This window comes from Burkholderia sp. BE17, assembly GCF_009362305.1.
Taxonomy (GTDB): Bacteria; Pseudomonadota; Gammaproteobacteria; order Burkholderiales; family Burkholderiaceae; genus Burkholderia; species Burkholderia pyrrocinia_C.
On record NZ_WHNU01000034.1, the window covers coordinates 20,337 to 34,563 of the forward strand.

Consider the following 14,227-nt stretch of genomic DNA (forward strand, 5'->3'; position numbering starts at 1 on the left):
CGTGCCCGGCCGTGCTATCCGAGCGGGATGCGCGCCCCTTTCGAATCGGACTTCGGGTCGGACTTATCGATGCGATGACGGCCGGACAGCGGCCGGTGCATGTCGTGCCCGGCCGTGCTATCCGGGCGGGATGCGTGCCCCTTTCGGGTCGGACTTCGGGTCGGCGAACGACCGGAAGCCGCTCTCGATCTCGCGGATCTGCGCCGCGCACGCGTCGTATCGCCAGCCGGGGCCGCCGTCGCTGCTGTACATGCCCTTGCACATCGCCTTGATGCGGATCACCCAGCCTCCTCCGCTCGATGCCGCGCGCGACGCCCAGAGGTACACATCGCCTGCCGCGTGAGATTGAGCCGTTTCGATCGCATCCGCGTCGAACCGGGTGACGGGGGTGGACGAACGGTTCTCGATATAGCGTCGGGTGAGTTGCCAGGCACGATCGCATGCCGCTTGCGTCGCGCATGGTAACGACGCCGCCTGCCGCAACGTTAGCAGCTGCGTTTCGCTTTGCCTGAACGTGGCCATTCGCTCGTCGCTGGCGCATGCGCCCAACGTCAACAGCACGCCCATCGCCAACCATCCCTGTTTCATCGCCCACGCCCCGTCCGGTCGCGGGTTGCGCGCCCGGACACGCCGCGCGGCCCCGTTCGACCTCGATTGAATGATCCGGCCCGGGGCAGTCGCGCCACGAGCGGTTGCGCGCGCCACCAGCACGCGCCCTGGTTTCGACTGTATTGCCCCGCCGACCGGTGCGCTTGACACATGTCAAGCGCACCGCGGGGCGCTGCCGGAGGGCGTCGCAGGCAGCGCGCGGCGCGGCGTGTCCGGCATAGCGGCGATGGCCGCGATCGACGCGGCGCTTGCCCGAGCGGTCGACGGCGCGCGCAGGCTGTACACTGTGACGCAGCACGACGTCGCCGGGCGCGTGCGCAGCGAACACGCACGGAAGCAATCACGCGAGGCGCTGCGTGATCCGTCCGCGAACCCGCGGAGCGTTCGCGATCAGGAAAACCCCCGGATTGCCCGAGAGCTGCACGACGATCTCGGCCAGCAACTCACGGCGCTCACGATGGACGTGTCGACGGTTGCGCAAGCACCCGGCCGTTTCACGAACGCGGGCGCGTTGCCGCTTCAGGCGGCGTAACAAGGAGCCACGCTGCCATGATCAAGGTACTCATCGCGGACGATCATGCGCTCGTGCGCGACGGCCTGCGGCACATCCTGCGGAGCGCCAGCGGCTTCGAGGTCGCGGGCGAGGCGTGGGACAGCGTCACGACCGTCGCGCTCGTCCGCTCGACCGAAGCGCATGTACTGGTGCTGGATCTGTCGATGCCAGGCCGCAACGGTATCGAGCTGATCAAGCAGATCAAGGACGAGAAGCCCGCGCTGCGCGTGCTGGTGCTGACGATGCACGCTGAACAGCAATATGCGGCGCGCGCGTTCCGCGCCGGCGCCTCGGGGTACCTGACCAAGGAAAGCGCCAGCGCCGAGCTGGTCGGCGCCGTTGCCAAGGTGGCGTCGGGCGGCGTCTACGTGAGCCTCGCGATGGCCGAGCAGTTCGCGCAGAGCCTCAACGAGCCCGCCGATTCGCTGCCGCATCAGCGCCTGTCCGACCGCGAGTTCGACGTGTTCCGGCGGATCGCCGCCGGCGAGACGATTACCGAGATCGCTCAGGCCCTAAGCGTGAGCACGAAGACCGTGAGCACCTACAAGGCACGGATCCTCGACAAGATGCAGATGCCGCACGATGCGGCGCTCGTGCGCTATGCGATTCAGCACAAGCTGTTCGACGACCAGGACGACATCTGACAGCCGGCGGCTGGCGCTTGCGCCTGCCGGCGCACCCGAGCGCCGCCCGCGAGGGTTTTCGCCGGCCGCAGCCGTAGTCGGCATTCTTTCCCGGCGGCCGTTCTCAAAACTTGCCTGGCTTTCCATCCCAGCCGATCAGTCGGCATCCTCCCCCCGGCGGCCGTTCTTCAAACCCTGCCTGACTTTCCATCCCAGCCGATTCCAGTCCGGCGCGCGCGCCAGATCGCGAAGAACCGGTCGGCGAGCGCGTTCCCGCATTTGACCTGCATCAAGCGCCGGCTCGGGGCCACGCATAGACTGAGCCGGACTACTTGCCGGACACGCGCGCGACGACTACCGCTCCAATGACACGCCGAGACCGGGCGGCCGTGCGCACCGGGGCGACGCCGCGATGCCGCCGCCCGCCGAGCACGGCGGCCCGCTGTCCTCCGAGGACGCGCAGACGCTGATTCGCCGGGTCATGAGCCAGTAAAAGCCGCGACCGCCGGTGACGGCGACCGCCCTCCTTCATCGATTCGGAGCCCATTGTGCGGATCACCCTGCATCTCGATACTTTCGCCTGCGACAACCCTACGGCCTATGCCATTCTCTGGATCGACACGGCCACGCGACGCTGGTCGCGCGAAGGTCATGCCGGAATGGACCTGCCCGCTTGGGGGGCACTCGTCCGCGAAGGCGGCGCCACCCTGATGACGGGGCCCGACAACGCCGGCACCCTCTGCTGGCTCGACGATCTCGATCTCGATGCAACGTCCGGGCCGTTCGAAGGCCAGGCCGGCTGCGCACGCTGGCTGCGCGACGCCATGCAGGCGCCGGTGACAGGCACCTGGCGGGTGCAGTGGGTCGACGATACGGCGGAGACGCCGGAACACGAGGTATTCACGGGCGACGAGGAAAGTTAGTCGGACCAAGGCTGCCGACTGCGCCGGCTCCGTCGACGCGGCGGATCAACACACGCCTGGCGAATCGCCGCAAACCGCCGCGGGCCGGTGCATCGGGCCATCGCGAAGCGCGTCCGATGCGCGGGACGTGTCAGCGACGATTCTCGTGGGTTCCAGTGCCCGCGGTCGTGGCGAGTTGCCGCTCGGCAAGGTCGAATGCCCGCTCCAGCGCGTCCATCGGATCCGCGCCCGTCATATGCGGAACGGGACGGAATTCCCCGTTGCGCATGATCAGATCGAGTCGTACGTCGTACCTCGGCTGGCGAGTCGACGCGTCCATGGCCTCGATCGCGAGATGGCAGCCGGCCAGGTGCGTGCTGAACTGCTCGAGGCTCATCAGGTGGATGCTCGCTTCCGCCTCCAACTGAGTCGACCCGGCGAAGCCGAAGTAAGCGATTTGCATCCAGATTCCCATGTTCCGCTCCTGTTGATTGCGCCGATTGATGGCGAGAGCCGGTTCATCAGTGTGGTGCGCGCGCAATACTCGATTTCGTACTCGTAGGTCCATCTTCCATGGCGGCGGCGCTGCCTCGTTGATGTGCGTCAACCGACGAACATCACCGCACGCTGCCCGACAACCGGCGCCGGTCGCGCAACGAACCGACGGCTCGCGTCGACCGTGGTCAAGCAACGGATCGCACGCTTTCACCGTGAAACCGGACAGGCCGGAGTGCCGCAGGAACCGCGACGTCGCAATTGCTCGGTCCGGCGGCGCCAGGCGAGGCCGGGGCGCTCAAGCGCACGCCGGCCCGCTCGGTGCGCGGGGCGGACCACTGCATCTTCGGCGACATGCAGGGTTGGACCCGCACGAACGTCAGGTCGGCTTCGACCGGGGAGCCGCGCACCGGCAGGCGCGCCTGCGCCGGATGCGGGGCCCGCAGCCGGCTGATCAGGATCCTGTCGACATGGCAGCGCACCTGCGGCTGGCCCGACGGCGTGCCGAACAGTGCGCTGATCGCGACCTTTGTGACGACGATCGCGCCGCGATTGTGATTCGGCTCGAAGTCGGTTCCGGGCGTCAGGTCTTCTCGATACGCGCCAGACGGAATTGGAGCGCCGGTTCGTCACTCCGTCATCGGCAATGCTCGGCTGAGCACGTTGGCAACCGGCGTCGCGCGTGGCCTCATCGCTCCACGAGCATGCTGGCCTGGCTGGCCAGGACCGAGGTGCCCGCCGTGTCGTCGACAAGCCGCGCGATATCCGAGAGCGCGCCGATCACCGCGCGTCGCCCGGTTGTCCGTGCAAAGTCGCAGACTGCCTCGACCTTGGGCCCCATGGATCCCGCCGCGAACTGCAGCGCCGCGAGCGCTTCCGGCGACGTGCGCCGGACCATGCGTGCGTCGGGCGTGCCCCAGTCGAGGAAAACGCCCGCCACGTCGGTTGCGATCACGAACAGGTCTGCGTCGAGTTCGCGCGCGAGGAGCGCCGCACTGCGGTCCTTGTCGATCACCGCCTCGATTCCCCGGTGCCGACCGTCGTTCGCTTTCACGACGGGAATGCCGCCTCCACCCGCACAGATCACGATAGTCCGGATCGCGAGCAGCGCGCGCACCGGTTCGATCTCCAGAAAACGCAGCGGCCGAGGGCTCGGCACGGCACGACGATAACCGCTGCCGTCGGCGACGATCGTCCACCCGTTCGAACGCGCCGCTTCGGTCGCAGCCGTCTGCGTCAGCACCGGGCCGACCGGCTTGTCGGGCCGGTCGAAGGCGGCATCGGACGCGCTGACCTCGACCATCGTCAGCAGCGTCGCGCAGGGGCGCGATGCAGACAGCCGGTTGCGCAATTCGAGTTCGATCAGGTAACCGATCATGCCTTCGGTCTCGGCGTCGAGCACGTCGAGCGGGAAACGTTCGGCAACCGGCGCCTGCCCGGACAATGCCGCGAGCATGCCGACCTGCGGGCCGTTGCCATGCACGATCACGAGTTCGTTGCCATGCGCGATGCCGGCGAGCTGGGCGGCAGCCAGTCTCACGTTTTCCTGCTGCGCGGCGGCGGTCATCGCCTCGCCGCGTCGCAGCAGCGCGTTGCCACCCAGGGCGACCACGATACGCATCGGTTCCCCTCCCCTAGCTCGCCAGCGTCGCGACCAGCACGGCCTTGATCGTATGCAGCCGGTTCTCGGCCTGCTCGAAGACGATGGACGCGTCCGACTCGAATACCTCGTCGGTCACCTCCACGCCGTCGGTCAAGCCGAAGCGATCCGCGAGCTGCTTGCCCACTACCGTATGAGCGTCGTGAAACGCCGGCAGGCAATGCATGAACTTCACGCGCGGGTTGCCGGCTGCCGCCAGGAGCGCGGCGTTCACCTGGTACGGCAGCAGCGTGCGGATGCGTTCGACCCAGGCATCCTCGGGCTCGCCCATCGACACCCACACGTCCGTGTAAATGAAGTCCGCGCCCTTCACGGCTTCCGCGGGCTGCTCGGTCAGCGTGAGCCGGGCGCCGGTTTTCGCGGCGATCTCGCGGCATTGCGCGATCAGCTCGTCATGCGGCCACAGATGCCGCGGCGCGCACAGGCGCACGTCCATGCCGAGCTTCGCGCCGACGATCATCAGCGAATTGCCGGTATTGTTGTGCGCGTCGCCGATGTAGCAATACGCGATCTCGTGCAGCGGCTTGTCGCTGTGTTCGTGCATGGTCAGCACGTCGGCCAGCATCTGGGTCGGATGGAATTCGTCGGTCAGCCCGTTGTAGACCGGCACGCCCGCATACTGCGCGAGTTCCTCGACGATGGCCTGGCCGAAGCCGCGATACTCGATCGCATCGTACATGCGGCCCAGCACGCGCGCCGTATCCTTCATCGATTCCTTGTGGCCGATCTGCGAGCCGGTCGGGTCGATATAGGTGACGTGCGCGCCCTGGTCGTGCGCGGCAACCTCGAACGCGCAGCGCGTGCGCGTGGAGGTCTTCTCGAAGATCAGCGCGATGTTCTTGCCGGTCAGGCGCGGCTGCTCGGTTCCCGCATATTTCGCCCGCTTCAGGTCGCGGGACAGGTCGAGGAGATAGCGGATCTGGCGCGGCGTGTGGTCGATCAGCGTCAGGTAGCTGCGGTTGTGTACGTTGAACATGATGAGATTCCGTCTGTCGATATCGGCGCAAAATGCGCGGTCGAATGCGCGGTCAGAGCGCGATCGGATCGCGCGCCACCGGGCAGCTGAGGCAATGGCTGCCGCCGCGCCCGCGGCCGAGTTCGCCGCCCGGCAGCTCGATGACTTCGACGCCCGCCTGGCGCATCTTGCGATTCGTGTAGGTGTTGCGGTCGTACGCGAGCACGACGCGGCGATCCAGCGCGAGCACGTTATTGCCGTCGTCCCATTGCTCGCGTTCGCTCTCGTAGCGGTCGCCCCCCGTCGTCAGCACGCGCAGCGAGCCGACGCCGAGCGCGTTGGCCACGACTTCCAGGAACCGGCCGTCGTGGCGCTCGTAGCGCACCTGCCCGAGCGCGTCGCCGGGGTACAGGCTCGTGCAGCGGATCTCGTCGGCCACGTCCGGATAAATGCTGACGAAGTCCGCGTCGAGGAACGAGAACACCGTGTCCAGATGCATCGACGCGCGCGACTTCGGCAACTGGCAGGCGATCACGCGCTTCGCGCCGTGTCCGGCAAACAGTGCGCGCGCCACCTGCGTCACGGCTTGCGGGCTCGAACGCTCGCCCATGCCGATCAGCACCACGCCGTTACCGATCGCCATCACGTCGCCGCCTTCGAGCGTCTGGGCGCCGTGGTCGACGTCGGGATTGCCCCACCAGGTGCGAACCTGGCCGGCAAAACGCGGATGGAATGCATAGACCGCGGCGAGCAGCAGCGTTTCCTTGCGTCGCGCCGGCCAGAACATCGGATGCAACGTCACGCCGCCATAGATCCACGCGCTCGGATCGCGCTGAAAGATCAGGTTCACGAGCGGCGGAATCACGAAGTCGGACCGCTCCAGATAACCGCCGAACAGGCCGCGCGCGTCGAACGGCAGCTCCGATTTCGCGACGCCGCCGATCAGTGCTTCGGCAAGCCGCTGCGCCGGCATCGATTCGAGCCATAACCGCAGCTCCCGCAGCATGCCGGTGCCGACCTCCTCCTCGGTGATGCGGCGATCGAGGATCCAGTCTCGCGCGTTGGTATCGAGGCAGACTTCGGCCAGCAGGTGCTGGAATTCCAGCACTTCCACGTCCCGTTCGCGCAGCACGCGCACGAAGGTCTGGTGATCCTCGATCGCCTTGTCGACCCACAGCACGTCGTCGAACAGCAAGGAGCCGCAGTTGGCCGGCGTGAGCCGCCGATGAGCGAGGCCCGGCGCGCACACCATCACGGTGCGCAGCTTGCCGGCTTCGGAATGAACGCCCAATGTCATGGTTTGATGGTCCTTGATCCTGAAGTAGTGGTTCGATCGCGACGGCGGTCGGGAGCCGCATGCTGCCGTCGCGGCCATGCCCGCCGTCGAGGTTCCGGATCGCGCTGTCGAGACCCGGAAGCCGGCGGGCGCGCGCATCAGCCGACCGACACGATGCCCTTCGCGAACAGCACGACCGCGCTCACCGCGACCGCAAGCAGCACGACGGCCGCCACGCGTTCGCGAGCGGTAAAGACGTTCGACTGCGGGTCCTTCTCGCGCTGCGCATACCAGAACACCGGGATGCCGACCACGAAGAAGATCGTGGACATCAGCAGATAGGTCGGGCCTGCCGCATAGAGCAGCCAGGCTGCATACACGGTTCCCAGCACGCCGGTCCAGATCGACGCGCGCTTGCCCTCGCCCGCCCGCTCGTGAAAGCTCTTTTGCGTGGCGCACTTCCACAGAAAGCCGGTGCTCGCGAGATACGGCGGCAGGATCATGACCCCGGCCACGCTGATGAGCCATATCCACGCGTCATGCGCGAACAGCACGACGAACATCATGACCTGCATCACCGCGCTCGACAGCCATAACGACGGCGCGGCCGCGTGATGCCGGTTCTCGCGGGACAGGAAGCGCGGGAAAATGTTGTCCTTGGCAGCCGCAAAGGGCAGTTCGGCGACGAGCACCGTCCACGCGAGCCAGCAGCTCAATACCGAAAACAGCAACGCGACGACGATGAAGATCGCGCCCCAGTGCCCGACGAGCTGCTCCAGCACATACGCGGAGGACGGATTCTGCAGGCCGGCCAGCTGGTGCTGGGACATGACGCTGAACGGCAGCGCCGAAAGCAGGAAGTAGAGCGTCGTGCAGACCGCGAGCCCGATGAACGTCGCGGTACCCACTTCGTGCTGGTTGCGCGCCCGATCGGACACGACCACGGCGCCCTCGATGCCGATGAACACCCACAGCGTGACCAGCATCGTGCTCTTGATCTGCGCGAGCGTGCTGCCCAGGTGTTGCTGCTGCCCCCAGACGTCGAACGTGAAGTGCCCTTTCTGGAAGAACAGCGCGATCACGACGATCGCGATCGACAGCGTGACGATGTTGACGACGCTCGCCATCGTGTTGAGGATCGCCACCCGCTTCACGCCGGAGAGCACCATGAAGTGCAACACCCAGATCAACAGCGAACCGCCCACGATCGACTGCCAGTTCTTGCCGTCGAGAACCGGAAAGAAATATCCCAGCGTCTGCATGATCAGCACCGCGAACGCGACGTTGCCGAATGCGGAACTGAGCCAATACCCCCACGCCATCTCGAAGCCGGCGAACTTGCCGAAACCTTCTCGTGCATAGGAATAGATGCCGGCGGTCAGGTCGGGACGCTGGTCCGCCAGCGTGCGGAACGCGTTGGCCATGAAGAACATGCCGACGAGCGTGATGGCCCATGCGATCGCAATGGCGCCGAGGCCGGCGCCCGCGGCCATGTTCTGCGGCAGGTTGAAAGCACCGCCGCCGATCATCGAGCCGACGACGATGCCGCTCAACAGCAGCAGGCCGAGCTTGCGCGTTTCCGGGCCGCCTGTCGCCGGCTTCGACTGCTGCTTGCCGTCGACCGGCGGTTTTTCGACTACGGGTTGGCTCATACCGGTTCTCCGAATGCGTTGACTTGGCCTGGCCACGGAATGCGACTGGATCGCTGCGACGTCGCACCGTAACGGGCGCTCTTCCCGGCTGCGGGCAGCGCAACCGGCCGATGCGTTTTCGTCAAAACGAACGGGAAACGCGTCGGTAACAAACCGTGGTCCAATCAGGAAAAATTGGAGTCCTACTTATATCGATCGATGCGGCCAGGATCGAAGCAAAACGGATATCGACGGCATCACTCGACAGGCAAGCGGGGTATGCCGGCGCAGACGCAACGCCGACCTCGCGAGTGCGGCGAGCGGATCGTGGCGCCCACCGATTCCAATGACGATAGTAGGTACCGAATCGCCGGTGTCGGTTGACTCATGTCAAGGGGAAACCAGGGTGCGGCAACGCGGACGAGCGGGGAGCCCGCAAGCGGTCGGCGGCGGATCGGCGGATGAGTCGACTTCGGGCGCCCGATTCCATCGGGCCGTTCAATCGGGCTCGTCGGCCTCCACCGCTGTCAGCGGCATCCTGATCCTGACTGCGAAGCCTTGCCCGGGCGCAGTCTCGATGTGCACTTCTCCGCCCAGCCGCTCGGCACGCTCGCGCATGCCGAGCAAGCCATACGACTTCAATCCGGGGCGCACGTCGCTCGCGGCACCGCGGCCGTTGTCCGCGATCGTCACGAAACAGTACTGTTCGTCTCGCCAGATGCCGATCGTGACCTCGGTCGCGCCCGAATGGCGCGCACTGTTCGTCAGCGCCTCCTGCACCATCCGGAACACGGCAGTCGCACTCTCGCGGTTGAATGCGATCCGGTTCGCATCGATGCGCCTGATTACGCGAACGCCATACCGAGACGAGAAATCCTCGATCAGCCAGTCGACGGCGGGCACCAGCCCGAGATCGTCGAGCATCCTCGGTCGCAAATCCGCCGCGATGCGCCGCACCGAAACGACGATCTGGTCGATCATCGAATACAGGTTGCGGACCATTGCCTCGGGCGATCCGGCTTCCGCACCGTTGAGTTTGTTTTCGAGAACCGCGGTCGCCATCTTGAGTGCGGTCAACTGCTGCCCCAGGTCGTCGTGCAGCTCGCGTGCGATGCGCGCCTTTTCCTCTTCCCGCGCCAGCAGAATGCTGGCCGACAGGCGCTTCAGTTCCTCGCGCGATTCACGCAACTGCTCGTCGGCGTGCCTGCGATCCGAGATGTCCATGATCCAGCCCACCATCCGGTAGGGCTCGTCCGTGCTGTTCCACAACGCCTGCCCTCTGGACTGGATCCACCGGAACTCGCCGGACTTGGTACGGACGCGGTATTCCACGTCATAGGTACATTCGTGCAACAAATGCCGATCGAGGATCGACATCACGCGGTCGATATCGTCGGGATGGATTGCATCGAGATGCGCGCGCGCATCGTTCGGCAATTCGCGATCGTCGTAACCCATGATCTCGTGGAAGTGCGCCGAAAGATACATGGCGCCGGTGAGCAGGTTCCAGTCCCACAGCCCGGCTGCGGCACCGCTCACCGCGAGTTGAAACCGCTCTTCGCTCGCGGCCAGCGCAACCGACACGCGATGCCGCTCGATCGCGTAACGGATCGCGCGGCCCAGCAGAGCGGGTTGAATGTCTTTCTTGAGCAGATAGTCCTGTGCGCCCTCCTGGATCGCCAGCAATCCCGACGACAGATCGTCAAGGCCGGTGAGCACGATAATGGGCACTTCCGGTTTTGCCGCATGAAGCCTGCTGAACGTGTCGAGGCCTTGAGAATCCGGCAGGCCGAGATCGAGCAGCGCAACGTCGAAGTGCTCTGCGTGGAAATGATCGACCGCCTGCGACAAACGCTCGACATGACGCAGCGCCGACACGAAGTCCCGCACTTCGGAGAGGGTTTCCCGAATCAGGAATGCATCGGTCGGACTGTCCTCGACGAGCAGGACCCGAACCTCGTTGAGCGGCGTATTCATTGCCTGGCGGGCGGCAGCGTGACCACGCCGAACCAGAAGTCGCTGATTCGGCGCACCACATCGGCGAACTTCGCGAAGTCGACCGGTTTGGTGATGTAGCAATTGGCGTGCAGACCGTAGGACTTCACCACGTCCTCTTCCGATTTCGAGGTCGTCAGGATCACGACGGGAATCTTCCGCAGTTCGGGGTCGTCCTTCAGTTCCTGAAGGACTTCGCGGCCGCTCTTCTTCGGGAGGTTCAGGTCCAGGATGATGAGGCCCGGCCGGCGTGCGCCCCGGTACTGCCCTTCCCCGCGGAGGTACGACATCGCGGCCACGCCGTCTTCGACGACCTTCAGCGGGTTGAGGACCTTGTAGTACTCGAGCCCCTCGCGGGTCATCATCACGTCGGTGGGGCTGTCCTCGACGAGCAGGATATCGACGAGACCGTCAAGCGATTCGATTGGCATTGGCTCTCTCCTCAAATGACTTCAGCGTTCGGACCGGTCCGCGCCCCGTCAGGCAGCGTGAAAAGAAAGGTCGCGCCCTTTCCGGGCTCGGACTCGACCCAGATCCGGCCACCGTGACGCTCCACGATGCGTTTGCACAACGCAAGTCCGATGCCGGTGCCGGGATAATCGCGACGCGTATGCAGGCGCTGGAAAATCAGGAAGATACGCTCGAAATACTGGGCATCGATCCCGATTCCGTTGTCCTCGACACGGAACAGCCATCCATCGGCGCCCGGTTCCGCACCGACCCGGATCTGCAGCGGCCCGTCGTTGCGGCGGAACTTGACCGCATTTCCCACCAGATTCTGAAACAGCAGCGTGAGCTGCGACGGAATGGCCTGCACGGTCGGGAGGAAACCGCGGTGAACTTCGGCTCCGGCCTCCTCCAATGCCACGGCGAGATTGTTCAACGCATTGTCGAGCGCGGCGGCGCACTGCATCGACTGGAACGGATTGTCGGATCGGCCCACGCGCGAATACGCGAGAAGATCCTCGATCAGCGCCTGCATGCGGGTGGCGCCTTCGACGGCATGGCCGATGTATTCGTCGGCACGCGCATCCAGTTGCCCCTGGTAGCGACGCTGCAGCAACTGCAGCGGCCCGGCCACGGCGCGCAGCGGTTCCTGCAGGTCGTGCGACGCCACGTACGCGAACTGCTCCAGATCGCGATTGGAACGGGCCAGTTCGTCGGTGCGTTCGCGCAACGCTTGTTCGGCACGGATGCGTTCCGTAATGTCGACGATCGCCGCCAGCACGAACATGCCCTCGTCCGTTTCGATCGGATTGAGCCCGATCTCGACCGGCAGTTCGGTACCGTCGCGGCGCAACCCGGTCAGATGCCTGCCCGCCCCCATGGGGCGACTCTTCGGCGCGGCGAGGAAGGCCGTGCGGTGGCCGGGATGCTGGTCGCGGAACCGGGCCGGCACCAGCCGCTCGATGCTCTGACCGACCAGCTCGTCGCGCGAGTAGCCGAATACGCGCTCCGTCTGCGAATTGACGAGCACGATCTGGCCGCCGCGGTTCACCATGACCATCGCATTCGGAGCGGCCTCGACGACCAGCCGCAGGCGTTCTTCCGCCCGCTTGCGTTCGCTGATGTCCGTGGAAATGCCGCCGATCGACACGATCCTGCCGCCGGAATCCTTGATCGGAAAACCGACCGACAGAAACGTATGCAGCTGTCCGTCGACGATCACGGTTTCCTCGGTTTAGACGACCTCGCCGGCCAGCACCCGGTCATCGGCTTCTCGATACCTGGCCGCACGCTCCGCCGGGAAAAGCTGATCGTCGGTCTTGCCGGATGCATCCTGCCGGCGGATATGAAATAGGTCTTCAAAGCGCCGGTTCACCAGTGCGTAGCGACGATCCGCTTGCTTGACGCTGATTACCGTCGTCGCATTGTCGACGATGGATTGCAGCTGCTGTTGACTATCGCGTATCGCCAGCTCCGCGCGCTCGTGTTCGGCTACCTTGCGACGCAGCGCTTCGTTGACGCTTTCGAATTCCGCGGTGCGCGTCGCAACCCGTTGTTCGAGCTCGTGGGTGAGCGCCCGCAGCTGGCTCTCGGCTGCCTGGCGGGCCGCGATCTCTCGCACCAGGTCGCGGTTCGCCCGATCCAGCTGCATCGGGCTCGGCAGCGCGAGCGCCTTCGGTATCAGGGGCCATATCACGATGGCGGTGGCGAGCGATGCCGCCGCGGTGATGGTCTTGACGCTCGCGTCCAGCCAGTACACCGGCTGCCAGATATCGAGAATCGAAATCAGATGCGTGGTGCCGCACGCCAGAATGAATACGGCGAACATCAGGAACAGCCAGCTGAACGGCAGGTCCGTGCGACGACGCGCGAATATCCACAGCGCGACGGGTATCGAATAGTAGGAAAGCGCGATGATTGCGTCCGCAACCACGTATGTCCAGATCAGCCCGGGCGACCACTGGAGGCAATAACCGTGCGGGGCGAAGCCTGAAGCCACAAAGAATCGAGCAATCGTTTCCACGCGCAATGCTCCTTCCTGGTTGGACCGTCCGGGGCCGGGCCAGGGTTGGCCGGCAGTTCCGATACGTCCACAGTCTTCTGAGAAATGATGACGGCATTCTGCCGGCCAGGATACGAATTCTCGGCTGCCATACGGTGCCTGACACTATATACAAACCGCCGACGCATCGCGCAAGAAGCAAGCCGTGAGAACGCTTTCGAAACCGCGTGCAGCACCGAAATCGCGCATCGGGCGGCTCATGTCGCCGGATCGGCCGCTCAAGCATGGCTTTCCGGTTCCCGACATGAACGGCCGGGTTGACGGGAATCAACCGAAAACCGGCATTCGGTACCCACAATCGAGTCCAGCTGTCCGAGACAAACGCGACCGTACATCGGGAATCGACATGAAGACGCTTTCGGTAGCGCTTATTGCCCTTGCGCTGGCGCCGACCAGCGGCAGCCTGTCGCTATTGCGAGACGGCGACAACAAGGTCGCGCTGGCGCTGAATGGCGTCGTCGGCACGTACGACGAGCGCGCCGCGATCGTCGCCGATCTCCTGCAGGTGGAATCGCGCGGAACGAAGGCTCCGGATCCGCGGCTGGCAGCCGTGCGCAACGCTTACGCGACGGTGGCAGCCACGCCCGCCGCGGCTGCGTCGCTTCGGCAGGGCGACACCCTGCGCTACTACGACGACGCGCAATTCAAACTCGAAATCGCGGTCTCGCGTTTGCTGGCCGTGTCGGATTCAGACCGCAAAATGCTGGCCGACAAGCGTTACCGCGCATTGAAAGTCCGTCTCCGGTCCATCGAGCTGCGGATCGGCATCGCCCGTGAGCAATACGACAACGCCGTCGCCGTCTACAACGCCAGGCTGCATACCTTTCCGACGCGCGTCACGGCGCGTGTGCTGGGCTTTCGTGAAGATCGGACGTTTGCCGATATCGCTTCCCACACGCCGCTGCCGCGAGGCTTGCTTATACCCGGCGCACGCAGCGACCCGTGGGTTTGATACATGCCCGGCGCAGATGTCAAGCGAGGCGCCGCTCGAAACGCATCCCCGCCGAAGTGACTCAGAT

The 14,227-nt window shown here is 65.3% G+C and carries 14 protein-coding genes and 1 pseudogene; 5 read left to right on the forward strand and 10 right to left on the reverse strand.

Going from position 1 to position 14,227, the window contains the following annotated elements; genetic code table 11:
- Positions 1–117: 117 nt before the first annotated feature.
- Positions 118–567, reverse strand: coding sequence for a hypothetical protein (locus GD429_RS26455; protein WP_227791755.1), 450 nt, complete (start codon positions 565–567; stop codon positions 118–120).
- 268 nt (positions 568–835) lie between these two features.
- Between GD429_RS26455 and GD429_RS41280 the strand changes: the two genes are divergently transcribed.
- The 3 genes from GD429_RS41280 to GD429_RS26475 all read left to right on the forward strand — a co-directional run bounded on the left by GD429_RS41280 (position 836) and on the right by GD429_RS26475 (position 2,708).
- Positions 836–1,141: a histidine kinase gene (locus GD429_RS41280; RefSeq protein WP_227791751.1), complete on the forward strand. Its 306-nt coding sequence runs from the start codon at positions 836–838 to the stop codon at positions 1,139–1,141.
- A gap of 17 nt (positions 1,142–1,158) precedes the next feature.
- On the forward strand, positions 1,159–1,806 hold the full coding sequence (locus GD429_RS26465) for a response regulator transcription factor (RefSeq protein ID WP_152861297.1): 648 nt from the start codon (positions 1,159–1,161) through the stop codon (positions 1,804–1,806).
- Positions 1,807–2,333: 527 nt separating this feature from the next.
- Complete coding sequence (locus GD429_RS26475) at positions 2,334–2,708, forward strand: DUF3564 family protein (protein ID WP_321574881.1); 375 nt, start codon at positions 2,334–2,336, stop codon at positions 2,706–2,708.
- 130 nt (positions 2,709–2,838) lie between these two features.
- Here the strand turns inward: GD429_RS26475 and GD429_RS26480 are convergent, their stop codons facing one another.
- Positions 2,839–3,150, reverse strand: a complete 312-nt coding sequence (locus GD429_RS26480) for a hypothetical protein (RefSeq protein ID WP_193727201.1) — start codon at positions 3,148–3,150, stop codon at positions 2,839–2,841.
- A 293-nt stretch (positions 3,151–3,443) separates the two neighbouring features.
- Here GD429_RS26480 and GD429_RS26485 point away from each other — a divergent pair, with 293 nt between their 5' ends.
- Entirely contained in the window at positions 3,444–3,740 is a 297-nt protein-coding gene (locus GD429_RS26485; RefSeq protein WP_152861301.1) for a hypothetical protein, read from the forward strand.
- Between the two features lie 130 nt (positions 3,741–3,870).
- Here the strand turns inward: GD429_RS26485 and GD429_RS26490 are convergent, their stop codons facing one another.
- The 8 genes and pseudogenes from GD429_RS26490 to GD429_RS41880 form a co-directional block, all read right to left on the reverse strand.
- Positions 3,871–4,803, reverse strand: coding sequence for a carbamate kinase (locus GD429_RS26490; protein WP_152861303.1), 933 nt, complete (start codon positions 4,801–4,803; stop codon positions 3,871–3,873).
- A gap of 13 nt (positions 4,804–4,816) precedes the next feature.
- Positions 4,817–5,821, reverse strand: coding sequence for an ornithine carbamoyltransferase (locus GD429_RS26495; RefSeq protein WP_321574889.1), 1,005 nt, complete (start codon positions 5,819–5,821; stop codon positions 4,817–4,819).
- 49 nt (positions 5,822–5,870) lie between these two features.
- Positions 5,871–7,094 (reverse strand): arginine deiminase, encoded by a 1,224-nt coding sequence (locus tag GD429_RS26500; protein ID WP_152861307.1) that lies wholly within the window; start codon positions 7,092–7,094, stop codon positions 5,871–5,873.
- A gap of 137 nt (positions 7,095–7,231) precedes the next feature.
- Positions 7,232–8,725 carry a basic amino acid/polyamine antiporter gene (locus tag GD429_RS26505; RefSeq protein WP_152861309.1) on the reverse strand — a complete coding sequence of 498 codons (1,494 nt, stop codon included), beginning with the start codon at positions 8,723–8,725 and terminating at the stop codon, positions 7,232–7,234.
- Between the two features lie 477 nt (positions 8,726–9,202).
- Positions 9,203–10,681: a PAS domain-containing protein gene (locus GD429_RS26510; RefSeq protein ID WP_152861453.1), complete on the reverse strand. Its 1,479-nt coding sequence runs from the start codon at positions 10,679–10,681 to the stop codon at positions 9,203–9,205.
- Positions 10,678–11,130, reverse strand: coding sequence for a response regulator (locus tag GD429_RS26515; protein WP_124625974.1), 453 nt, complete (start codon positions 11,128–11,130; stop codon positions 10,678–10,680). Before GD429_RS26515 ends, GD429_RS26510 begins: the two co-directional genes overlap by 4 nt.
- An 11-nt stretch (positions 11,131–11,141) precedes the next feature.
- Positions 11,142–12,323 (reverse strand): annotated as a pseudogene (locus GD429_RS26520) (sensor histidine kinase); the annotation flags it as partial.
- 57 nt (positions 12,324–12,380) lie between these two features.
- Positions 12,381–13,169: a PAS domain-containing protein gene (locus GD429_RS41880; RefSeq protein WP_152861311.1), complete on the reverse strand. Its 789-nt coding sequence runs from the start codon at positions 13,167–13,169 to the stop codon at positions 12,381–12,383.
- 385 nt (positions 13,170–13,554) lie between these two features.
- On the opposite strand from GD429_RS41880, the gene GD429_RS26530 reads away from it, so the two are divergent.
- Positions 13,555–14,160, forward strand: a complete 606-nt coding sequence (locus tag GD429_RS26530) for a LemA family protein (RefSeq protein WP_193727198.1) — start codon at positions 13,555–13,557, stop codon at positions 14,158–14,160.
- The last annotated feature ends 67 nt before the right edge of the window (positions 14,161–14,227 follow it).